The organism is Stenotrophomonas sp. PA-6-5C (assembly GCF_021605635.1).
Taxonomy (GTDB): Bacteria; Pseudomonadota; Gammaproteobacteria; order Xanthomonadales; family Xanthomonadaceae; genus Stenotrophomonas; species Stenotrophomonas lactitubi.
Genome location: NZ_WKEE01000025.1, coordinates 42,203 through 64,382, shown reverse-complemented (window position 1 = coordinate 64,382; position 22,180 = coordinate 42,203). Strand labels below are relative to the sequence as shown.

18 protein-coding genes and 1 pseudogene are annotated in these 22,180 nt (G+C 66.1%); 11 read left to right on the top strand and 8 right to left on the bottom strand.

What is annotated here, in order from left to right:
• Positions 1-144: 144 nt before the first annotated feature.
• The 5 genes and pseudogenes from GIW57_RS12485 (at position 145) to GIW57_RS12470 (ending at position 3,894) form a co-directional block, all read left to right on the top strand.
• A complete protein-coding gene (locus tag GIW57_RS12485; protein ID WP_236511167.1) occupies positions 145-534 on the top strand; it encodes a DUF3693 domain-containing protein in 390 nt (129 codons plus the stop codon).
• 92 nt (positions 535-626) lie between these two features.
• A complete protein-coding gene (locus tag GIW57_RS12480) occupies positions 627-1,655 on the top strand; it encodes a cytoplasmic protein (RefSeq protein WP_236511166.1) in 1,029 nt (342 codons plus the stop codon).
• Positions 1,656-1,935: 280 nt separating this feature from the next.
• Positions 1,936-2,628, top strand: a pseudogene (locus tag GIW57_RS23780) (tetratricopeptide repeat protein); the annotation flags it as partial.
• Positions 2,619-2,927 carry a hypothetical protein gene (locus GIW57_RS12475; RefSeq protein ID WP_236511176.1) on the top strand — a complete coding sequence of 103 codons (309 nt, stop codon included), beginning with the start codon at positions 2,619-2,621 and terminating at the stop codon, positions 2,925-2,927. The pseudogene GIW57_RS23780 and the gene GIW57_RS12475, both read left to right, overlap by 10 nt.
• A 295-nt stretch (positions 2,928-3,222) precedes the next feature.
• Positions 3,223-3,894 carry a hypothetical protein gene (locus GIW57_RS12470; RefSeq protein WP_236511163.1) on the top strand — a complete coding sequence of 224 codons (672 nt, stop codon included), beginning with the start codon at positions 3,223-3,225 and terminating at the stop codon, positions 3,892-3,894.
• Positions 3,895-4,128: 234 nt separating this feature from the next.
• Here the strand turns inward: GIW57_RS12470 and GIW57_RS12465 are convergent, their stop codons facing one another.
• Positions 4,129-5,112, bottom strand: a complete 984-nt coding sequence (locus tag GIW57_RS12465) for a LacI family DNA-binding transcriptional regulator (RefSeq protein ID WP_100465389.1) — start codon at positions 5,110-5,112, stop codon at positions 4,129-4,131.
• Positions 5,113-5,268: 156 nt separating this feature from the next.
• Here GIW57_RS12465 and ptsP point away from each other — a divergent pair, with 156 nt between their 5' ends.
• The 4 genes from ptsP (at position 5,269) to GIW57_RS12445 (ending at position 11,852) form a co-directional block, all read left to right on the top strand.
• The gene (gene ptsP / locus GIW57_RS12460; RefSeq protein ID WP_236511161.1) at positions 5,269-7,779 is read left to right on the top strand and encodes a phosphoenolpyruvate--protein phosphotransferase; all 2,511 of its coding nucleotides are present in this window, start codon (positions 5,269-5,271) and stop codon (positions 7,777-7,779) included.
• Positions 7,776-8,732 (top strand): 1-phosphofructokinase family hexose kinase, encoded by a 957-nt coding sequence (locus GIW57_RS12455; protein WP_236511158.1) that lies wholly within the window; start codon positions 7,776-7,778, stop codon positions 8,730-8,732. The genes ptsP and GIW57_RS12455 overlap by 4 nt, the downstream gene beginning before the upstream one ends.
• Positions 8,733-8,817: 85 nt before the next feature.
• Positions 8,818-10,518 (top strand): fructose-specific PTS transporter subunit EIIC, encoded by a 1,701-nt coding sequence (locus GIW57_RS12450; protein ID WP_236511155.1) that lies wholly within the window; start codon positions 8,818-8,820, stop codon positions 10,516-10,518.
• A gap of 77 nt (positions 10,519-10,595) precedes the next feature.
• Positions 10,596-11,852, top strand: coding sequence for a carbohydrate porin (locus GIW57_RS12445; RefSeq protein ID WP_100465392.1), 1,257 nt, complete (start codon positions 10,596-10,598; stop codon positions 11,850-11,852).
• 194 nt (positions 11,853-12,046) lie between these two features.
• On the opposite strand, the gene GIW57_RS12440 is transcribed toward GIW57_RS12445, so the two are convergent.
• On the bottom strand, positions 12,047-12,811 hold the full coding sequence (locus GIW57_RS12440) for a hypothetical protein (protein ID WP_236511152.1): 765 nt from the start codon (positions 12,809-12,811) through the stop codon (positions 12,047-12,049).
• 255 nt (positions 12,812-13,066) lie between these two features.
• Here GIW57_RS12440 and GIW57_RS12435 point away from each other — a divergent pair, with 255 nt between their 5' ends.
• On the top strand, positions 13,067-14,314 hold the full coding sequence (locus tag GIW57_RS12435) for an arsenic transporter (RefSeq protein ID WP_236511149.1): 1,248 nt from the start codon (positions 13,067-13,069) through the stop codon (positions 14,312-14,314).
• A 24-nt stretch (positions 14,315-14,338) separates the two neighbouring features.
• Here the strand turns inward: GIW57_RS12435 and GIW57_RS12430 are convergent, their stop codons facing one another.
• The 5 genes from GIW57_RS12430 to GIW57_RS12410 all read right to left on the bottom strand — a co-directional run bounded on the left by GIW57_RS12430 (position 14,339) and on the right by GIW57_RS12410 (position 19,779).
• Positions 14,339-15,772, bottom strand: coding sequence for a porin (locus GIW57_RS12430; RefSeq protein WP_236511147.1), 1,434 nt, complete (start codon positions 15,770-15,772; stop codon positions 14,339-14,341).
• Between the two features lie 140 nt (positions 15,773-15,912).
• Positions 15,913-16,689 carry an ABC transporter permease gene (locus tag GIW57_RS12425; protein ID WP_236511145.1) on the bottom strand — a complete coding sequence of 259 codons (777 nt, stop codon included), beginning with the start codon at positions 16,687-16,689 and terminating at the stop codon, positions 15,913-15,915.
• Positions 16,673-17,506 (bottom strand): ABC transporter ATP-binding protein, encoded by an 834-nt coding sequence (locus tag GIW57_RS12420; protein WP_236511142.1) that lies wholly within the window; start codon positions 17,504-17,506, stop codon positions 16,673-16,675. The genes GIW57_RS12425 and GIW57_RS12420 overlap by 17 nt, the downstream gene beginning before the upstream one ends.
• Positions 17,507-17,520: 14 nt before the next feature.
• On the bottom strand, positions 17,521-18,582 hold the full coding sequence (locus tag GIW57_RS12415; RefSeq protein WP_180167077.1) for an ABC transporter substrate-binding protein: 1,062 nt from the start codon (positions 18,580-18,582) through the stop codon (positions 17,521-17,523).
• A 75-nt stretch (positions 18,583-18,657) separates the two neighbouring features.
• Complete coding sequence (locus tag GIW57_RS12410) at positions 18,658-19,779, bottom strand: 4-oxalomesaconate tautomerase (protein ID WP_236511139.1); 1,122 nt, start codon at positions 19,777-19,779, stop codon at positions 18,658-18,660.
• Between the two features lie 109 nt (positions 19,780-19,888).
• On the opposite strand from GIW57_RS12410, the gene GIW57_RS12405 reads away from it, so the two are divergent.
• Positions 19,889-20,791, top strand: a complete 903-nt coding sequence (locus tag GIW57_RS12405; protein ID WP_099818458.1) for a LysR family transcriptional regulator — start codon at positions 19,889-19,891, stop codon at positions 20,789-20,791.
• A 7-nt stretch (positions 20,792-20,798) separates the two neighbouring features.
• Here the strand turns inward: GIW57_RS12405 and GIW57_RS12400 are convergent, their stop codons facing one another.
• Positions 20,799-22,148, bottom strand: a complete 1,350-nt coding sequence (locus tag GIW57_RS12400) for a chloride channel protein (RefSeq protein WP_236511136.1) — start codon at positions 22,146-22,148, stop codon at positions 20,799-20,801.
• Positions 22,149-22,180 lie beyond the last annotated feature (32 nt).

Here is a 22,180-nt window from a genome sequence, read left to right as displayed (position 1 = left end):
GCCCCAAGGGGCCCCCGGGCGGCCTTGGGGTGCCGACCGGGGGTATCGGCTACAGGCGTAGTCGATGGGGCGCACCATAACCGGCTACACCCGTAGCCGTCAACACCTGTAGTCTTCGCCCGTAGTCAACGGGTGGAGACGGTCATGGATTGGGTAGAGTTTTTCGAGAAAACGCGGCAGGCAGCAGGCGTTGAGAGCTTTGCGAAGCTCGCTCCGAAGCTCGGCATTTCCGATGGCGCCATTTCTCATTACCGCACAGGGAAGCGTGTTCCCCAGGTATGGGTCGTTGCGGAATGCCTGAAGATTCAAGGCCATCCGCAGCCGGAGAAGGCTGCAATCCAGATCATGAAGTCAGAGGCGCAAACCTCTCCGGAGCGACACTTCTGGAGGCGTTTGGCTGCAACCGCCATGGCACTCTGCCTGGCCGTTGGTTTCGCCCTACCCCACGACGTGCAGGCTATGCCGCAAGCTGGTAACGCCTTGCACGATATACATTATGCGAAATGCAATAAAGTTGGCGACACAGCCGCTTGATCTCCTCTAGACCTCAAAAATTCCAGCTAGACTCGCCCAGGGTTCCAGCCGCTACCCAGGACTGAAAGCGGCCCTCAGACCAGGAAGTCGCCATGCGCTCACCAGCCTCACTCATGCTCTGCCTCTCCATCGCACTGGTCACGCTGCCTTGCGCCGTCGGTACCGCGCACGCCGGGCCATCGATAAGCTCCCCCGAGTACGCCGAACGCAACGGGATCCAACTGCAGGTGGAGGCCTTGCTTGGCGATGAGGATTTCGCAGGACTGGAAGCCTTGGCCAATAGGTATCGTCGCTCCGGTGAGGCCACCACCAGCGGTACGCTCAAGCTGACCCATTTCTACGAAGCGCTGTCCAATCTGTACGAAGCCGACCAGATTTCTCTGGGCCAGGATGACCCGATGCGCGATCGGATCACGCGTTGGGTGAAGAAGTACCCGCGCTCTCCAACGTCCCACCTGGCCATGGCCGCCACCATGCTCGGGCGAGGCATGGCGTACCGCGGCTATGGCTATTCCAGTTCGATCAGCGCCGAGGATGCCGCCCACTTCCATGCCTACACCGAAGCGGCCAGCAACTATCTGGCCGAGCACAAGAAAAAATGCGCGAGCGACGCAGGCTGGTACGAGTTGGCGTTGTCCGCTGCCGTGCGGCTGAACTGGGAAGCGACCGACCTGGTGGCGCTGGTGGATGAGGGCATGGCCAAGCACCCGGGCGATACCATGATTCCGTTCATGGCGGCGCAGTATTTTGCGCCCAAGTGGGGCGGTAGCCCCTATGCCGTGGAATCGATGGCACGGCGCGCGCTGGAGGCGGTGCCGGAGCACGACCGCCCTGCCCTGTATGCACGCATCTACTGGTCCACGGCAGGCAGTTATTACAGCAGTCCGTTCGCTGAAAAGCAGGTGGACTGGCCGTTGATGAGCCAAGGAATCGACGACGTGCTGGCCCGTTATCCCTCCGACTGGAACCTGCAGAACTTCGCCCATTTCGCCTGCCAGGCCGGCGACAAGGCGAAGACCCGCAGCCTGATGGACCGCATCACGCTACCCATGGAGCTTCATGCATGGTGGGACGCAGACGTATACGAGCATTGTCGGCAATGGTCGCGCGAGGCTTCATGAGCGCCGCCACGCTTGGACGGCTCGGACGTGTTTGCCACGCGAAGTGAGATGGGGGGCGCGCACGCCGTGCTGTTGCGCGGCTTGAAGGCGATGTCACTGCTTCCGGTGATCGAGTGAGAACTCATCCCGGGCCAATTCGAACGCCCGCTGCACGCAGCATGGGAACTTGACGCGGCTACATCGGCCATTGCCAGTGTCTTCTGTACGCCCGGCCAACACTCCGTTGGCGCCCCACCTCACTCCCACTATAGTGCACTCCCCACAAGGACCAGGCACCCACATGCCCTATATCGGAATCGGACTCCACGTATTGGCCGCCATCTTCTTCGCGGTGCACGCCATCCGCTCAGGCCAGAGCCTCTACTGGCTCATCCTGCTCTTCTCGTTCCCGCTTCTCGGCAGCGTCGTTTACTTCCTGGCGATCTACTTCCCGGAAGTTCGCCATTCGCGCGGCGCCCGCCAGGCCATCCGCTCCGCCAAGCAACTCGTGAACCCCGGCCAGGATCTGCGCAACGCACGCTCCGAGCTGGCACGCACGCCCACCGTGCAGAACCGTGTCCGTCTGGGCATGGCGCTGCTGGATGCCGGCCAGACAGAGGAAGCCAGAACCTTGCTCGAGCAGGCAGCCAGCTCGCCACTGGGCGACGATCCGTACATCATGACCGGCCTGGCTCGCGCGCGCCTCGACTCCGGGCATGCCGCGCTCGCTGCTGAAACACTGGACGGTCTGTTCGCCCGCTACCCGGATGCTCGCCGCAAACCGGAACAGACCCTGCTGTATGCGCAGGCACTGGCCGCGACCCAGGCACCGGAAACCCGCGCCGCATTCGAACGTGCGGTGGAATGCGGAAATGACGCGGCCGCTCGCTGCTTGTTTGCCGAATGGCTGATGGCACAGCCGCAGCCCGCCGACCGTGAGCAGGCCCGCAGCCTGTTCGCCAGCATCATCGACGATGCCCAGCACTGGTCCCGGCTGCCGTGGATCCCAACACCCTCATCGCGCTGCTGCACAGTATCGACTCGGGCGTGGCCGCCAACGGCCAGTCCTGGCCAGAGCAGCATCAGCTGCGTGGCCGACAGATGGCACTGGCTGATGCCGACTGCTCGCTGACCGGCCTGCGTGTGGTGCTGGAAGTGCTGCTGGCCGCAGAACGCTCCCGCCAGAACGGTGAGCCGGAGCAGTACGTCGGCGACCGGGTGATGGAAGGGCTGAACATGGCCGGCATGGGGCTCGTAGCCCACGCAAGCGAACGGCTGCAGCCTGCAGACTGACGGATTGCCTTGGTGGAGCCCGAGGAGTACAAGTCCGGCAAAGTGTCTTCCAGGCCCGGCCGGCAGAACCAGTGCCAGAGCCTCGCCCCCTGGTGGTAACCGCTGCCCCTGCTTCACAGGATAAATCAGCGCTACAGGGATGAAGGGAGGGTGAGTTGAAAATACGCGTTCGTGAAGGTGGTCACGGTTGATGCCAGGGAAAGTCAATACCTTCATGTCCGCTGCAACTTGAATTGCTGATGGTGCGGGTGGATTTCTTTCGGGTCGACAATGATTTGTGACATGGAGGCGGGAGATGTCCACGGCATCTGGAAGATTTTCAGTGGGTCTCGCGACTCTCCTTATTTTGATGATTGCCACCTGTACCTTCTCGATCATGCCGGTTGGCGCCAAGGAGGGTCGATCACTTGCGCTTGTCAGGCTCTCGCCTGCGCAGCGGGCGGTCCTTTCAGCCGGGCTGCTCAGGCTGCATGGCCAGCCGATAACTACCAACCCCACTGCATACACCTACTCGCGAGTTTTCAACGTATCCGAGGCCGAGGCAGAATACAGGTCAATGAAATCGATCTCCGCGGCAGCGCTGGAAGCAAGGATTCAGGCCTCTGAGCCGGATACATTTGGCGGCTTGTACATTGAGCATCAGCCAGACTTCAAGATCGTAGTGCTGTTCACGAAGAAGCCGGCAGAGACATTGGCAAAATACACGCAGGATCCTGTGTTTACCGGCCGCGTTTCCGCTCGATCGCTCGAGACGCTCTTGGCGACCCAGGCCGAAGCGGAGGCCCAGCTTCTTGCAAAGAGGGTTGAGTTCGAGTCAGGCCTTGATATCAGACGGTCCATTGTGACCTTTTACGTGAAGGACGAGGCGGCCGCCAGGCGCGCACTCCGGCCACTGCTGGGCGCTGTTGATTTCATGGTGATCAAGCAAGTGAAAGGCTTTACGGTCACTGCCGCGATCTCGGTTTGAAATTACGGGCATCGCAGATCGCATACAGAACTACTTCAGGCCATTCGCGGTTCCGGTTGCATACAGGGGAGTTCCGAAGTTCCCGCCCCCGTCATCCCGCCGCCGCCCTTGACCTGACTGCTGACGAGGGCTCCGCTCGACGCATTGATGCTGGGCCCTTCGCCGGCCAAAGGACCAAAGGCCGCAACGGCGCGTCGACATCCATTGCATGGACGCCCGCAAACGGCCGCCGGTTCATCGCAAGGCCGTTGATCCCCTCACCACGCACCGTCCCGTCATCACCAGTCGGCGCACCGGCAACTCCGGCGTGTGCAGGCGCTCAAGCAACAGCGACATCGCCGCTCGTCCCATCTCTTCGACCGGCTGCTCGATCACGGTGATGCCCGGTTCGACCAGCTCGGTCCAGCGTTCGTTGTCGAAGCCCGCCAACGCCAGCGTTTCCGGAATTGCCAGGCCCGCGCTGCGGGCGGCCTTCAACGCCCCCATGAGCAGCAGGCTGTTGCTGGCCACCAGCGCTTCCGGCCGCGATGGGTCGGCCAGCCACTGTCCGACCGTCGAAATGGCCGCTTCAGCCGTGGGTTCAACCTCGCGGTAATCCGGCTCCAACCCATGTACGCGCATTGCCGCGAGATAGCCGTCACGACGCTCCGCCGCCGTGGTGCTGGTGCTCCCGAAGAGGCCGCCGATGCGGCGATAGCCGCGCTCGACCAGATGCTCGACCAGGCCCGCCATCGCGGCCGGATTGTCGAGGACCACGCTGTCGATCGAGCCGCCGGGCGCAGCGCGGTCCACCAGCACCGTTGGATAGTCCAGTGCGAGTCGCTCCAGCCGCCCCACCGTGGTCCGGGTGGGCGCAAAGATCAACCCGCTGATGCGCTCCTCGTGCATCAACTGCAGATACAGCGCCTCGCGCTCGGGGTCCTCGTCGGTGTTGCAGAGGGTGACGCGTAGACCTTCACGATAGGCGACCTCCTCCACCGCGCGGATCAGCGCAGTGAAGAACGGATTGCGGATGTCCGCCACGATCAGCCCGATGATGCCGGTGTGCCGGGCGCGTAGGCGTCTTGCCTGCAGGTTGGGGTGATAGCCGGTCTGGCGGATCGCCGCCTCCACCCGGCCACGCACGCCCTCGCTGACCGGGCCGCCACCCAGCACCCGCGACACCGTGGATTTGGACACCCCCGCCACGCGCGCGACGTCATTGATGCTGATGCTCATTGGAACCGTTCCCGGAAACTGTTGCTGTTCATGGCCGTATGGCCATTCAGGACAATGCTAACCCCAAAGGACTATTGGCTTTTTGTGCAGTGCACATTGAAATAACGAATGGGAACGTTCCCAATACGCCACAGCACCCCCTTCCTGGAGCCCGCCTTGCAGCCCTTCACCACCCCTGCCCCCGTCAGCCGGGAACTGATCCGCCTGCAGGCGCGGGCGCACGACAAGGCCGACGCCATCGCCCAAGTGGCACAGATGCTGGTCGCCGCCGGCTGCGTTGCGCCGGGCTACGAGGCCAGCATGGGCCGCCGCGAGCAGCTGGCGGATACTTTCCTCGGGCACGGCGTGGCCATTCCGCACGGGCTTGGCGAAGACCGTCACCTGGTGCGCCGCGATGGCATTGCCGTGCTGCAGTTCCCGGAAGGCGTGGAGTGGAATCCGGGCCAGGTCACCCGTCTGGTGGTCGGCATCGCTGCCCAGTCCGATACCCATATCACCCTGCTGCGCCGGCTGACCCGGCTGATCCAGGATGACGCCACGCTGCAGCGCCTGTTCACTACGGCCGATGCGAGCGAGATCGTCAACGCGTTGGCCGGCGATGGTGCGACCACGGCCACCCATGCGCCAGTGACTGACTTGGCCGAGCATTTCGACTGGACCATCGCCTACCCCAACGGGCTGCATGCGCGCCCGGCCACGCGCTGGGCCGAGACCGCGCGCGGCTTCGCTGCCCGCGCCCAGGTACGTGCGGGCGATCAGGCTGCTGATGCCAAAAGTCTGGTCGCGCTGCTGCAACTCGGGTTGCGCCATGGCGACGCGGTCAGCGTGTCTGCCGAAGGCGCCGATGCCCCCGCCCTGTTGGCCGCACTGCGCAAGGTCATGGAGGGGCTGGTGGCCCAGGAAAAGGCCGATGCGGAGCGCGCAGCGCAGCGCAAGGCCACGCCGGTTGCGGGCTGGAATCCGCCCGACGCACAGGCTGCGATCATCGGCATCGGCGCCAGCCCCGGGCTGGCGATCGGCCCGGTGCACGTGCTTGCCAGCACGCATGCCGACGTTGCCGACCGCCCCACCCCGCTCGGCGAAGGCGGCGCGCGCCTGCAGGATGCGCTCAGCCGCACCCGCCAGCAGTTGATTGCGCTGCAGGACGATACCCAGCGCCGGCTCGGCGCCTCGGATGCGGCAATCTTCAACGCGCAGGCCGCGCTGCTCGACGACACCGATCTGATTACCCGCACCTGCCAGCTGATGGTTGAAGGCCATGGTGTCGCGTGGTCTTGGCACCACGCCATCGAGCAGATCGCCTCCGGCCTGGCAGCGCTGGGCAACCCGGTGCTGGCCGGGCGCGCCGCCGATCTGCGTGATGTGGGCCGGCGCGTGCTGGCGCAGCTTGATCCGTCCGCGGCGGGTGGCGGCCTTGCCGACCTGCCTGTGCAACCGTGCATTCTGCTCGCCGCCGACCTGTCGCCGTCCGACACTGCCAACCTCGACATCGGTCGCGTGCTAGGCCTCGCCACCGCACAGGGCGGACCGACTTCGCACACTGCGATCCTCTCGCGCACGCTGGGCCTGCCGGCGTTGGTCGCCGCTGGCGCGGAACTGCTCGCGATCAACACGGGGCAGGAGGCGATCATCGACGGCAGCGGCGGGCGGCTCTATCTGTCTCCCTCCGAAGCCGATCTCGCCTCGGCACGTGCCTGGATCGCCGAACAGCAGCAGATCCGCGAGCGTGAAGCGGCGCAACGTGCGCAGCCGGCACAGACCACCGATGGCCACCGCATCGACATCGGCGCCAACGTCAACCTGCCCGAGCAGGTGCCGCTTGCACTGGAACAGGGTGCGGAGGGCGTCGGCCTGATGCGCACCGAGTTCCTGTTCCTCGAACGTGGCAGTACGCCCAGCGAGGATGAGCAGTACGCCACGTATGTGGCGATGGCCACGGCACTCGACGGCCGCCCGCTGATCGTGCGCGCGCTCGATATCGGTGGCGACAAGCAGGTTGCACACCTGGAGCTGCCGCGCGAGGAAAACCCCTTCCTCGGCGTGCGTGGCGCGCGCCTGCTGCTGCGCCGCCCCGACCTGCTGGAACCGCAGCTGCGTGCGCTGTATCGCGCGGCGAAGGACGGTGCACGCCTGTCCATCATGTTCCCGATGATCACCTCGGCGCCTGAGCTGATCAGTCTGCGCGCCATCTGCGAGCGGTTGCGCACCGAGCTTGATGCGCCGGAAGTGCCGGTCGGCATCATGATCGAAGTACCGGCTGCGGCTGCCCAGAGCGACGTGCTGGCACGCCACGCCGATTTCTTCTCGATCGGCACCAACGACCTGACCCAGTACGTGCTGGCGATCGACCGCCAGAACCCGGAACTCGCTGCCGAGGCCGACAGCCTGCACCCCGCCGTGCTGCGCGCGATCCGCGCCACGGTGGAAGGTGCACGCATGCACGGGCGCTGGGTCGGCGTCTGCGGCGGCCTGGCAGGCGATCCCTTCGGTGCAATGCTGCTGGCCGGCCTGGGTGTGGACGAACTGTCGATGACCCCGAACGACATCCCGGCAGTGAAGGCACGCCTGCGTGGCAACGCGCTGACCGATCTGCAAGCGCTGGCCGACACCGCGCTGGACTGCGAAACCGCCGAGCAGGTGCGTGCCCTCGACGGAGCGCGCGCATGAGCGCCCGCGCCGTCACCGTTACCCTGAACCCGGCGATCGACCAGACCGTGCGATTGGTGCACCTGCAACCGGGCCGCGTGCATCGTGCCCGCAGCTGCCGCGACGACGCCGGCGGCAAAGGCGTCAACGTAGCCGCCTGCCTGGCCGATTGGGGCGTGCCGACCACCGCACTGGGCGTGCTCGGCGATGGCAACGACGGCGTGTTCAGCGCACTGTTCGCTGAGCGCCGCATCGCAGACGGGTGCCTGCGTATTCCGGGCCACACCCGCACCAACATCAAGCTGGTCGAAGACGCCAGCGGCGAGACCACCGACATCAACCTGCCCGGCCTGTCGTTGTGTGACGCCGATCTGGATGCGGTATCCCGCCGACTCGCCCCCCTGCTCCAGCCCGGCCTGCCGGTGGTGCTGTCCGGCAGCCTGCCGGCCGGGCTGCCAGCCGATGCATGGGCGCAACTGCAGGCGCAGGCTGGCGCCGCCGGCGCACACATACTGCTGGACACCAGTGGCGACGCACTTGTCGCCGCGTTGAGCGGCGCACAGGGCGCACTGCCCTACGCGGTCAAGCCCAACCGCCACGAACTGGAGGCCTGGACCGGCACGCCGCTGCCGGATCGCAGCGCTCTGCGGGCCGCTGGTCAGGCCCTGGTCGAACGCGGAGTCGCGCTTGTAGCGATCTCGATGGGCACCGATGGCGCGCTTTTCATTGATCGCAGGGGTGCCCTGGTCGCGCGACCGGCGCGACTGGCCCAGGGCAGCACGGTCGGTGCGGGGGACGCCATGGTCGCCGGCATCGCCGCCGCATTGCTGGAGCCCTCCCTTGATCTGGCCGGCGGTGCACGCCTGGCGACGGCGTTCTCGATGAGCCGGCTGGAGAGCGGCGACGCGCGACGGCTGGACCCGGCGCAGGTGCGCGAGTGGACCGGCGATGTACTGATCGAGCGGTTGGATTGAAACCCCTGCAGAGGGAGCTGCGGCTGGCCTCGGGCCACCCCTGCCCCTCCTGCAAGGACGAACCTGAAGAATTCCAGGAGTTCCCATGCAAGCTTCCACCGTAGTCATCGCCGCTGGCGAACGCAGCATCGAGGCGGTTCTCGCCGCCGAAGCGCTGCGCCGCGCCGCCCGTCAGCAAGGGGTTGAACTGGCGATCGAAATCCGCAGCGACCAGGGCGTAACCGGCGCACTGCCCGCCGCGCAGGCCGCCGCGACACAGCTGCTGCTGGTCGGTGATGGCGAGGCAGACGCGTCCCGCTTTGGCAGTGCCCGGATCGTGCGCGCGAGTCTTGGCGAAGTGCTGAACGATCCACTTGCCGCGCTGGCGCTGCTCGCCGCGACATCAGCAACCGCTTCTACTGCAAACGACGGCAAGCGCATCGTCGCCGTCACTTCCTGCCCGACCGGGATTGCCCACACCTTCATGGCGGCCGAAGGACTGCAGCAGGCCGCCAAAGCATTGGGCCACGCGATCCGGGTGGAAACCCAGGGCTCGGTGGGCGCACAGGACGCATTGAGTGACGAAGAAATCGCCGCCGCCGACCTGGTGCTGATCGCTGCCGACCGCGAAGTGGATCTGTCGCGCTTCGCTGGCAAATGCCTGTTCAAGAGCGGTACCAAGCCGGCGATCAACGACGGCCAGAACCTGATCCGCAAGGCGTTGGCCGAGGCCAACGTGCAGGCCGGCGCGGCCGTTGCCGGTCGCACAACCGAAAAGACCAAGGCCACCGGCCCGTACAAGCACCTGATGACCGGCGTGTCCTTCATGCTGCCGTTCGTCACCGCCGGTGGCCTGCTGATCGCACTGGCGTTCGCGCTCGGCGGCATCTACGCCTTTGATGATGCACACAAGGGCACACTGGCCTGGTCGCTGTTCCAGATCGGCGCCAAGTCCGGCTTCATGTTGATGGTGCCGGCACTGGCCGGTTACATCGCCTACTCCATCGCTGACCGTCCCGGCATCGCGCCCGGCATGATCGGTGGACTGGTTGCGGTCAACATGGACGCAGGCTTCATCGGCGGCATCCTGGCCGGCTTCATCGCCGGCTACGGCGTTTACTGGATCAACCGTGCGCTGCGCCTGCCGCGCAGCCTGGAAGGTCTCAAGCCCGTGCTGATCCTGCCGGTGCTGGGCACGCTGTTGGTCGGCCTGTTGATGATGTACGTGATCGGCACGCCGGTCGCCGGGCTGTTGGCCTGGCTGACCGACTGGCTGCGCGGCATGCAGGGCAGCAGCGCGATCCTGCTGGGGCTGCTGCTGGGCGGGATGATGGCGGTGGACATGGGCGGGCCGGTCAACAAGGCGTCCTACGCCTTCTCCACCGCGCTGATCTCCAGCCAGGTCTACACGCCGATGGCGGCGACGATGATCGGTGGCATGACGCCTCCATTGGGCATCGCCCTGGCAACATGGCTGTTCAGCAACCGCTTCACTGCCGAGGAGCGTGGTACGGCCGGTGCAGCCGGCGTGCTCGGCCTCAGCTTCGTTACCGAAGGTGCGATTCCCTACGCGGCGCGCGATCCGCTGCGCACCATCCCGGCACTGATCCTCGGCTCTGCCGTGGCCGGCGCGATCTCGATGGCCGCGGGGGTTGAACTGAAGGTGCCGCACGGAGGTGTGTTCGTGCTGCCGATCCCGAACGCGGTCACCCACCTGGGCATTTACCTGGTGGCGCTGCTGGCCGGTGTCGCGGTCACTGCGGTCGCGCTGGGCGTGCTCAAAAAGCCGGTCACGTCCCCGGCCTGACCCGTCCTCCCAGACCTATCCGCGGCCCCTGCTGCTGCAGGGGCCAGGCGACCTACGCCCTGCACAAGGAGCCCCGCATGACCTGCCCTTCCCGCCGACGCCTGTTGCTGGTCGCCATCCTGCTGGCCCTGCCGTCGCTGGCTACCGCCGCCGACGCAAGCGAAGTCTTCGCCCCCAAACTTGCCTACACCGGTGAAGCTGCCGCCACGCTCGACGGGGGCAAGAGCAGCGGCACGGCCTATGCCGGCCAGTTGATGTTTGGTGCCGACGTGAATCTTGATGCCGCGTTCGGTTGGCGAGGCGCGACCATCAAGGCTTATGGCATCAACCGTCATGGCACCAACCTCGCCAGGAGCAGCACGGGCAACAGCACCTCGGTGCAGGAAATCTACGGTGGCCAGGGCACCCGCCTGGCCAACCTGACCCTCGAGCAGAAACTGCTGAACGATCGATTGGTGCTGGAAGCCGGCCGCAGCGTGGCCAACATCCATTTCCTCGGCTCCGAGCTGTGCCAGTACTTCCAGGGCAATTCGGCCTGCGGCAACCCGACCTACGTGTTCCGTACCAGCAACTTTACCTGGTGGCCGGTATCGAGCTGGATGGCCGATGCCACCGCCTGGGTGATGCCCGATGTCTACGTGCGCGTCGGCGCCTACCAGGTTGATCCGACCCAGGCCGAAGACGGGCAGCACGGCCTGAAGTGGAGTACGAACCAGGCCACGGGCTGGGTCGTGCCCTACACGATCGGTTGGCGCAGCCCGGCTTCGGCACGATTGAAAGCCAAGTATGAAGTCGGCGGCTGGCAGGACAACTCGACCTACCGCGATCCGCTGCGCGATGCCAACGGCAATCCGGCGCTGCTCAGCGGCCAGGCGCCTGCGTCCCGTCACGGCCGCTCCGGCGCGTTCGTGCGCTTCGAACAGCAGGTCAGCAGCGATGGCAACGGCCGTGGGCTGACCGTGTTCGGCGCGGCGCTCAAGGGCACCTCCGGCCAGTTGATCGAAGACCACTTCCTGCAGGCCGGCCTGGTGCAGAAAGGCACGTTCGCCAGCCGACCGCAGGACAGCATCGCCTTTGTTGTCACCCAGCAGAAGTACAGCGACATCGCACTGGAGAACCTGCGCCTTGCCCGTGCCGCGGCCGGCGGCAGCGGCACCCCGTACGACAGCCAGGTGATGATGGAGTTGAGCTATGGCATCCAGCTCACCCCGCAGCTTCGCATCGCGCCGAACCTGCACTACATCGTGCATCCTGACCAGTTCGACGAGCCGGCACGCCAGCGCGACCTGCCCAATGCGCTGATCGCGGGCCTTCGCATCGATTGGAGTCTGTAAAGCGGCGCCACGCCGCACAGATGCCCTCCGTCTTCACGAAGGGCATGAATTCTTCGCGGTAGAACCCGTAGGGCAGACCCGGCGTGGTCTCCCGCGAAGTCGGATCCAGGCGCATCTTCAGTCTACGCTGCAGGATCCACTGCTACTGATGGTTGCTGAATAGTGGTGGATCAGTGCGGATGAGACGCTGGACGCTACACACAGGATGGCTGCGTGACCTGCTGCGTTGACGCGGATGGCGCCGGCTCCGGTTCGGGCTCTTGGATGGAAGCTTCCAGCAGGGCCACGTAGGTATCCAATCGTATGCGCTGACCGATAAGCACCCAGCCCATCAGATAGAAGAACGCCATTCCAAAGATGAGCAGCGCGCCTGCCCAGCCAACATCAAAGACAGCGCCCCAATCGCCCCATTTCCAGCTGCGAAACTGAAGGTAGAGTGCGATAAGCAGTGGAAACGGGCCAAGACGCTGCAGTCCTCCGTACATCAAGCCCATGCGGTCGATCATATTGGTCCGCAGGTTGCTGACGTACTTGAGACGTTGCTCGCGCTGGCCCCTCGGAAAGCTGCGGAGGTCTGTAATCACCGCCCGCCAATGAGTGAACTCGCTGTCCATTTCCCTGGCATGCGACAACCTGGGCTGGATGTACTGGTGAAGCTCTCTCTGTGCCATAAGCACGACACTGAGAACGAAACCTGCGATCTCAACAACCAGACAAACCACGACAAGCACCACCGCGACATTGACAGGCAGCCACCCAGGGGCGAGGCCGATCAGAACACCGACGACGGCTGCGAGCATGCCCACCCAGAACGACCATTTCTCCAATCGGCCCGCCTTCGGGTAGATGCTGTGATCGACCAGTCCCTGCACACGTCCATAAAGCCACTGGAAGGTCAGTTCCTCCCGCGGTTCGGCCTGCGCGGGTGAATCGAATGCGGTTCCTGCCTGCATGTCCATTGCGCCCCCTGTCCCATCGACGTTTGTGTCGGTCAGCGAATCGTAGCCGAGGCGGGTTTCAGATGGCGCCTTGCCGGTCAGCGGCCGGCACCGGCCTCGAATCGCGGGAGTCCGGAATCGGAATTACCGTGACGCGTCACGCGTGAATGGCGTGAACCATCAACCGGGTATGATGCCGGCTTTCTCGCACTTGCCGCGACGCAGCGCGCGTTGCTGTTGGCTACGCGCCGGTGCAGCTGAGACCCCACTTACTCCATGCTCGCTTCCTATTCCCCCCTCATCATCTGGGCGGCCGTGGCCGTTGCCACCGTCGGCCTGCTGTTCCGGCCGTTCCGTATTCCGGAATACGTGTGGGCGCTGGGCGCGGCCGCGCCGCTGCCGCTGCTCGGGGCGGTGTCGCTCGGCACGACCTGGCACGCGGTGGCCGAAGGGCGGGATGTCTACCTGTTCCTGATCGGCATGATGGTGCTGGCCGAGCTGGCGCGGCGCGAGGGCCTGTTCGACTGGCTGGCGCTGTATGCGGTGCGGCATGCCGGCGGTTCGGGGCGGCGCCTGTTCGATCTGGTGTTCCTGGTTGGCACGGTGGTGACGGTGTTCCTGTCCAACGACGCCACGGCGGTGGTGCTGACGCCCGCGGTCTATGCGGCATGCAAGGCGGCCCGCGCCAATCCCCTGCCCTATCTGTTCGTCTGCGCGTTCATCGCCAACGCGGCCAGCTTCGTGCTGCCCATTTCCAACCCGGCCAACCTGGTGGTCTATGGCAGCCACATGCCCTCGCTGCTGCAGTGGCTGGCGCAGTTCACGCTGCCGTCGTTGGCTGCGATTGGTGGCACCTATCTGGTGCTGCGCTGGGTGTATCGCCGCGAGATCGCACAGCCGTTGGCAGCGTCGCCCGAGCATCGCCCGCTTACCGAGGGTGGCCGGCTGAGCGCGCTCGGCGTGCTGTTCACCGGCACCGTGCTGCTGGTGACGTCGGCACTGAATGGTCCGCTGGGCCTGGCCACCTTCTGTGCGGGCGCGCTGAGCGTGGTGGTGTTGGCGATCCGCCAGCGCCATAGCCCGCTACCGCTGTTGCGCCACGTGTCGTGGGGCGTGCTGCCACTGGTGGCCGGCCTGTTCGTGCTGGTTGAAGCCGTGTCGCAGACCGGTGTCATCCAGACGGCGGCCAGCGCCCTGCAGACGCTGGCACAGACCTCGCCGCACCAGGCCGGCTGGTTGGCCGGTGGCGCAGCCGCGCTGCTCAGCAACGTGGCCAACAACCTGCCGGTGGGTCTGGCGGCCGGCTCGCTGGGGCAGATGGCGGAGCTGCCGGCGCAGACGCGCGCGGCGTTGCTGATCGGCGTGGACCTGGGCCCGAACCTGTCGGTGACCGGTTCGCTGGCCACCATGCTGTGGCTGGTGGCGCTGCGTCGCGAAGGCGAGCACGTCAGCGCGCTCGACTTCCTGCGGGTCGGCGCGCTGGTGATGCCGCCCGCGCTGATCGGGGCGTTGCTGCTGCTCTGATCAGGGCGCGGGCGCAGTGCTGGCCTAGAACGCCACCTGCAGGCGGGTGTTGAAGGTGGTGCCTTCGTCCTTTCCCGGCCCGGTGCCGCTGCGGTTGTTCGTCTGCCAGCGGATGGCCTCGAACATCACGCGGCTGAAATCGTTGAGGTACCAGTTCGTGCCCAGCGTCCACGCGTGGCCGGTACCGCCGCTGGGCAGTTCGGCGTAATCCACGTCTTCATAGCGTGCCTTCAGCTCCCAAGCGCCCCTGCCGCCGCGCGTGACCGGGTCCGCCACCTTCACCCGGCCCCAGGTGCCGGCCTTGCCCGAATAGGCTGGCATGGCACCGGTCAGGAACCAGCCGGCCGAGACGGCCCAGGCCTGGTGGTCAAGGTCGTAGCGACCGCTGGCATCGGCGCCACGCAGGTTGCGCGTGCCCCACTCGCCCGTCGCCCAGGCCGGGCCGAAGAAGCCCGCCAGCTCCGCGCCATAGCCGGTGCTGCGCTCGGCGCCCAGCAGCGCGCCCGGGGTGATCTTGACCAGATCGTTGAAATGCCCGGCGATGGCCGAGCTGCGCACCACGCTGCTGGCGCCGGCGGCGATCTCCTCGTGGAAGGCCCATGCGCCCAGATGCACCGTCGCGGTGGAGCTCTCGATGGGGTTCCAGTGCACGCGCGTGGCCCAGGTCTGGCTGTCGTTGTCGGTGCCGGCGTTGTTGAGGTCATTGCCCGCCACCGAAAGGCTGGCGTGCCAGCCCTTGCCGTACACGCGCTCGGTAAGGCCGACACCGAACAGCCCGCGCTGCGGCAGCATCAAGGTGCCCACCACGTTGCGGTCCTGGAAGGGCGTGTTGGAGGTGCTGCTGGAGCCGTCGATGCCGCGATCGTTCAGGCGGTTGCCGACGGTGAGGTCTGCAGGCAGGCCGAACAGGCGGTGATCGACGGTGGCATAGACCGATTTCCAGGCCACGTCGTTGTCGGCGAAATCGCCTTCCACGGCCCAGCCGAGAATGCCGTAACGTCCTTCGGCGCCCAGGCGCACCGAACGGATTTCGGTGCCGGAGAGGTTGCGGTCGTTCACCGCGGAGCCGTCGGTGCTGGAGGCATCAACAAACAGGCGCCCGCGCGGCCGGAAGGTGACGTTGCCGTCGGCGCTGCTGAACTCCGGCGCGCCCTTCGACCAGGACACCTTGGGCTGTTTCGACTGGCCCGATTCCAGCGCGGCAACCCGGGTTTCCAGCGCGGGCGCGGGCGTTGCCGATGGTGAGGCTGCAGTGCCCTGCCCGCCCTCGACAGCGCGCAGGCGCGCCTCCAGCTGCTGGATCTGCACGGACTGTTGCTGCACCAGTTGCGAGAGCTGGGCTTGGCTCAGTGGTGCAGGCGGTGATGACGTGGACTGGGCGCCGGCATGGCCAGTGGCCAACAGCAGGCCAAGCGCGACCGACAGCGCTGCCGGCGGCAGCACGGTGGAATGGTTCATGGTCTCTCTCTCTCCGGCCAGCCGGCCCCCTGGCCTGGCGCTGGCCTGTTGCGGTGGTGCGGGGGAAGATCGGGGAAGGAAGGAGGCGCGCGCCGCCGGATCAGCCCGGCGGCGCGGCAAGCGGGCTCAAGCGGCCGCGCTCAGCTGGTGGCCTGCGTCTGCGCGTTCGGGCGCCAGGTGATCAGTTTGTTCTCGACCACATCCAGCATGGCGTCGATGACCAGCACGAAAGCGGCCAGGATGATGATGCCGGCGAACACGCCCACGGCATTGAAGTTGCCTTCGGCCTGGGCGATCAGGTAGCCCAGCCCTGCCGAGGCACCGAGGTACTCGCCGATGATCGCGCCGACCACGGCGAAACCGACCGAGGTGCGCAGCGAGGACAGGATCCAGCTGGCCGCCGCCGGGAAGTACACGTGACGCAGCAGGTCGCTGCGGCCTGCACCGAGGATGCGGGCGTTGGCCAGCACCACCGGGTTCACTTCGCGCACGCCCTGCATGGCGTTGAAGAAGGTGGTGAAGAACACCAGCGTGACCGCCAGCGCCACCTTCGACCACAGCCCCAAGCCCAGCCACAACACGAAGATCGGCGCCAGCACCACGCGCGGAATCGCGTTGAAGCCCTTGATGAAGGGGTCCAGGATGCGTGCCGAACGACGGCTCAGGCCGAGCCAAACGCCGCCTGCCACGCCCAGCCCGGTGCCGATGATGTAGCCCAGCGCGGTTTCGGTCAGGGTGATGTAGACGTGCTGGTAGAACGAGGTATCGGACAGCCAGGTCCAGGCCTGCTGCACGATCGCCGTTGGCGAGGGGAAGAAGAACGGATCGATCACGTCCAGCGCGATGCCGCCCTCCCAGCCGCCGAACACAGCGACCACCAGAGCCAGCTGGATGAATTTGTCAGTCTTGGCGTGCATAGCTCTTCTCCACTTCGCCGCGCAGGCAGGCCCAGATGTCGCGGTACAGGTCGGTGAATCGTTCGTCCAGCTTGATTTCGGCCACGTTGCGCGGCCGCTCCAGGTTCACGTCGAAGCTGCGCACGACGCGGCTTGCCGGGCCGGAGGACAGCACCACCACGCGGTCACCCAGCGCGATCGCCTCTTCCAGGTCGTGGGTGATGAGGATCACCGAGCGGCGATCCTCCTGCCACAGCCGCAGCAGTTCGTTCTGCATCAGGTGGCGGGTGTGGATGTCCAGCGCCGAGAACGGCTCGTCCATCAGGATCACCTTCGGCTCGACGATCAACGCCTGCGCCATCTGCACGCGCTTGCGCTGGCCGCCGGACAGCTGGTGCGGGTAGCGGTGCTCGAAGCCCGTCAGGCCGACCTTGGCCAGCCAGGCATTGGCCTTGGCCTTGCGCTCGGCTTCAGGCACGCCACGGAAGCGCAGACCCAGTTCGACGTTCTGGTAGGCGGTCTTCCATGGCAGCAGTGCATCCTGCTGGAACAGATAGCCGACCGATTCCTGCACGCCGCTGACCTTGTGGCCATCGATGGCGACATCGCCGGACGACGGCGTCAGCAGACCCGCCACGGAATTGAGGATGGTGCTCTTGCCGCAGCCGGTGGGGCCGACGATGGCAAGGAACTCGCCGTCGCCCACCTGGATGTCGACATCGCGCACCGCGGTGAATTCGCCGAAGGACATGGTCACCTTGTTGATGGCGACCATGGTCTGTGCAGGCTCCAGCTGCGGCGCGCCGTTGAGCTGGCGCACGGTGGCATTGAGGGCCATGGGGTTACCTCCGCTTAACGTTGGGCTGCCGGCGCCGCAGCGTGGGCACGCTCGACGAAGGCATTGGTGTAGGTCCTGGACAGATCGATGTTGGCCTTGGCCACGTCCGTGTTGAATTCGCGCAGCACCTTCAGCGGTGTTTCCAGATCGGCCGCGGTGAAGTGGCCATCGGTGGTGAAGATCGCGCGGGCGTTCTCCACGGCGCGTGCATAGGTGGCGCGGTCGCCGGAGACATAGCTGTCAGGCAGGGCCGCGACGATATCCTCGGCGCTGTTGTCGGCGATGAACTTCAGCGCCATCTGCTCGGCACGGGCGATCTTTTCGGCCGCTTCCGGGCGCTTGTCCAGGAAGCTCTGGTTGGCGTACATCACCGAGGTCGGGTACAGGCCGCCATAGACCTGGCGTGCGCCTTCATCACTGCGTGCGTCGAGGATGATCTTGCCGACCTTGCGTTCGGTGATCAGGGTGGCGGCGGGGTCGTAGTTCACCAGCAGGTCGATCTTGCCCTGCTCCAGCGCGGCGACTGCGGCGGCACCGGACCCCACGCCGATCAGCGAGATGCTGTCGACCGGGATGTCATGCTGGGCCAGGAAATGCCGCACGAAGAAGTCCGACGAGGAGCCCGGTGCGGTGATGCCGACCTTCTGGCCCTTGATGGTCTGCGGGCGCGCCGGATCGAACGTGGCGTCTTCGCGGCCGGCCATCACCAGGCCGGAATTACGCGAGAGCAGCACGAAGGCGACCACGTCCTTGCCCTTGGCCTGCATCTGGATGGTGTGGTCGTAGAAGCCGACGGCCACGTCGGTGGAGTTGGCAACCAGCGCCTGCAGCACCTTGGAGCCACCCTGGGCGAAGTTCTCGGTCTTCACGTCCAGGCCGACGTCCTTGAAATAGCCCTTGGCGTCGGCGATGAAGAACGGCAGGTTGTTGAGGTTGTAGGAACCGACGCTGATGCGCACCGGGGCATTGTCGCCGCCGCGCGCGCCGCCACCGGCGGCAGTGGCGTCCGGCTTGCTGCATCCGGCCGCGGCCAGGCCGACCGCGCACAGCGCGGCCATGAAGAACTGCTTGTACATCATCCCTCCCAGGAGTGAAGCATCTACGTTGTGGTGGCGGGCAAGCACCGCTGTGCCGGCCCGACCGGTTTCAGATCATGCCGCTGACGTCCATTGGCGGGCTTGATTGGCACTTGCCCTGGCGGGCGCGGGCGACGTGGCGAACACGCGACCTTCAAACAGACGACGTGCGGTGCGCACCACGCTGGCGACCACCGGCGCATCGTCCGAGCTGCGACTGAGGCCCACCTCCAGGGCCCCACTCGGATGTTCGAGGGTAATGCTGCCGGGCAGCGGCAGGCACCCGACCAAAGTGTGGGCCAGCGTGCCCGGGGTGACGGCGGCGGTCGCGATGCCCACCGCACCGGTGATGGCCAGCGCGGTGTGGCACTGGTGCGGCATGAAATAGCGCACCTGCAGCTGCCCGCCGTGTTGTGGTGCGGACAGCAGCACCGGCTTGGGAATGACCTTGTTGCCGGCGTCGGCGATGCCCATGCGGGCGCCGGCCTCGATGCGCAGTGCCTCCAGCCGCGCCATGAACGCTGCATCCGCGTTCAGTTCTGCAGGTGAGGCATCGCCGCGTACGCCCAGGTCTTCGGCCTGCACCAGCATCAGCGGCATCGCGCAGTCGACCAGGCTGACCGGCACGCCGTCGATGGTTTCCCGGGCATGGCCGCTGGGCAGCAGCTTGCCGGTGCGTGCGCCGGCCGCGTCCAGGAAGGACAGCCGCACCGGCGAGGCCGAACCCGGTGCGCCGGCAATGCGCGTATCACCCCGGTAGACCACGTTGCCGCCCGGGGTTTCCACCGTGGCGATGATCAGCTTGCCGGTGTTGACGTTGTGCACGCGCACTTCGGTCTGCGGGTCCTGTGCCTGTACCAGCCCGCGCTCGATCGCATACGGGCCCACGGCCGCCAGCATGTTGCCGCAGTTGGGCGAGGTATCGACCACCTGCTGCTCCACCCGCACCTGGGCGAACAGATAGTCCACGTCGGCATCGGGGCGGCTGGAGCGGTCGATGATGGCCACTTTGCTGGTCAGTGCGTTGCCGCCGCCGATGCCGTCGATCTGCAGCGGGTGGCCCGAACCCATCACCTCCAGCAGCAGGCGGTCACGCTCGGCGGGATCGGCCGGCAGATCGCTGGCCAGGAAGAACGGGCCCTTGGAGGTACCGCCGCGCATGAGCACGCAGGGAATGCTGAGCAGATCGTTGGACATACGTGTGATAGATTGATGCGTATAGGGGATGAATGACCCCTCTGTGATTCGATACTGGCATGACCCTAATTGATCTGTGAATTGCTGATTTTTGGATGATTGATACCTAATGAGCATCAATTGCGAAATTCTGGATCTGCGCGCGTTCCTGCTGGTGTCGGAGACCCGCAGCTTCCATCGCGCTGCCGAGATCCTGCATGTCTCCCAGCCGGCGTTGAGCCGACGCATCCAGAAGCTTGAGCAGGCAGTGGGCTCGCCGCTGCTGGAGCGCACCACGCGCAGCGTCAGCACCACGGCCGTGGGCGAGAACCTGCTGCCGCTGGTGCGGCGCATGCTGGAAGAGTTCGATGGATCGCTGTTCTCACTGCGCGGCCGCGAAGACACCCGCGGCGCTACCGTGACCATCGCCTGCCTGCCCACGGCGGCGTTCTACTTCCTGCCCAGCGTGATGGCGCGCTTCCACGAGGCGCATCCGAACGTGCGCTTCCGCATCCTGGATATCCCGGCCACCGAAGGCCTGCAGGCGGTGGAGCGCGGCGAAGTCGAGTTCGGCATCAACTTCATGGGCGCCAACGACCCCAATCTCGATTTCGACGTGCTGGCCGAGGATCCGTTCGTGCTGGCGTGCCGGCGCGATCATCCGCTGGCCCGCAAGCGCACGGTGGAATGGGCCGATCTGGCCGAGCACCAGCTGATCACCGTGCATCGCACCAGTGGCAATCGCACGCTGCTGGACGGCGCATTGGCGCGCGAGAACCTCAAGCTGAGCTGGCACTACGAAGTGACCCACCTGTCCACGTCACTGGGCATGGTCGAGGCCGGCATCGGGGTATCGGTGCTGCCGAAAATGGCGACCCCCGACGGCGATCATCCGACGTTGGTGACGCGTTCGATCGGCAATCCGGTGGTGTCGCGCACCATCGGGATCGTGCGCCGTCGCGGTGCCCTGCTTTCGCCCACCGCAGAGCGGTTCCTGCAGATGCTGATGAGCCAGTGGCGCGCGCAGACCTGAGCGCGGCTTAGTCCGCAGGGCGCGTTCCCGCTGTGGCTGTGGTGCCGCCAGCAACGGCGCTGCTGGCCAGCAGCTGCTCGGCCAGGCCGCGGTAGATCGGCGTCCGGCAGACCATGCCGGACACGCCCCGGGCAATCAGCACGGTGGCCAGGATCGGCAGCAGCAGATCGCCGCTGTCGGTCAGCTCCAGCGAGATCACTGCCGATGTCAGCGGCGCCTGGGTCACGCCGGTCAGGTAGGCGCACATGCCCAGCAGCACGAATGCCTTCGGGTCCACCGCCGGCATCAGCACCGCCAGGTTGTGCCCCAGCCCTGCCCCCACCGCGAGCGCTGGCGAGAACAATCCGCCGGGGATGCCCGCCACGTAGGACGCCAGGTTGGCGAGCAGCTTCATCAGGCCGAACTCGTGACCGACGATTGCCTGGCCCTGCACCAGACTGCGCGCCTGCTCGTAGCCGGTACCGAACGCGCCGTCGCCGAAGAGCAGCGCCAGCACCACCACGACCAAGCCACAGGCCGCAGCCAGTACCACCGGATGGTCCCGCTTGAGCCGGCCCAGCCAGCGCGGATGACCGGACATGGTCAGCAGTACGACCCGCGCGAACAGTCCGCCCAGCAGACCGGCGATTACGCCGCACAGCACAATGGCACCCCACGCCTGGCCCAGGGGCAGCAGCGCCGAGACGTGGCCGAAGTAGGTGTAGTTGCCCAGCAGGCCGAGGGACACCACGCCGCCCACGATGACGGCCGTGAGCAGGGTGCCCGAGAAGCGGTGCTCGAACCGCCCGCTCAACTCTTCAATGGCGAACACGATGCCTGCCAATGGGGTATTGAAGGCCGCGGCGATGCCGGCCGCACCACCTGCCAGCAGGAAATGCGACAGCTCGCGGGGATCCTTGAACCCGAACCAGCGCCCGAACAGGTACATCAGGCTGGCGCCCACGTGCACGGTAGGGCCTTCGCGGCCAACCGACGCGCCGCCAAGCAGGGACAGCGAGGTCAGCAGCAGTTTGCCCGCCGAAACCGCAGGCGAGAGGTTGACCTGCCGGAATTCCGGGTCCGGCTGTTCCAGCGATGCGATGACCTGCGGAATACCGCTGCCACGGGTTGGCCTCAACGCACCGGCGGTCAGCCAGGCCAGCAGCGCGAAAATGCCCGGCGTGAGCAGCAACGCCCACCACGGGGAATGGGCAATGACGCGCTGGAAGACATGGAAGGCAGCATCGCTGGCCTTGGCGAACACGATGGCTACCAGTGCCACGGCCACCGCGCCGCTCCACAATGCCGCGCGCCGGCGCCATCCTTCGGTCAGCACCATCGCTGACAGGCGTGCGCGGAGAGGTTGAAGATCGAACATCGGTTGATTCTGTGAGCGCCGCTGGGCCCAGG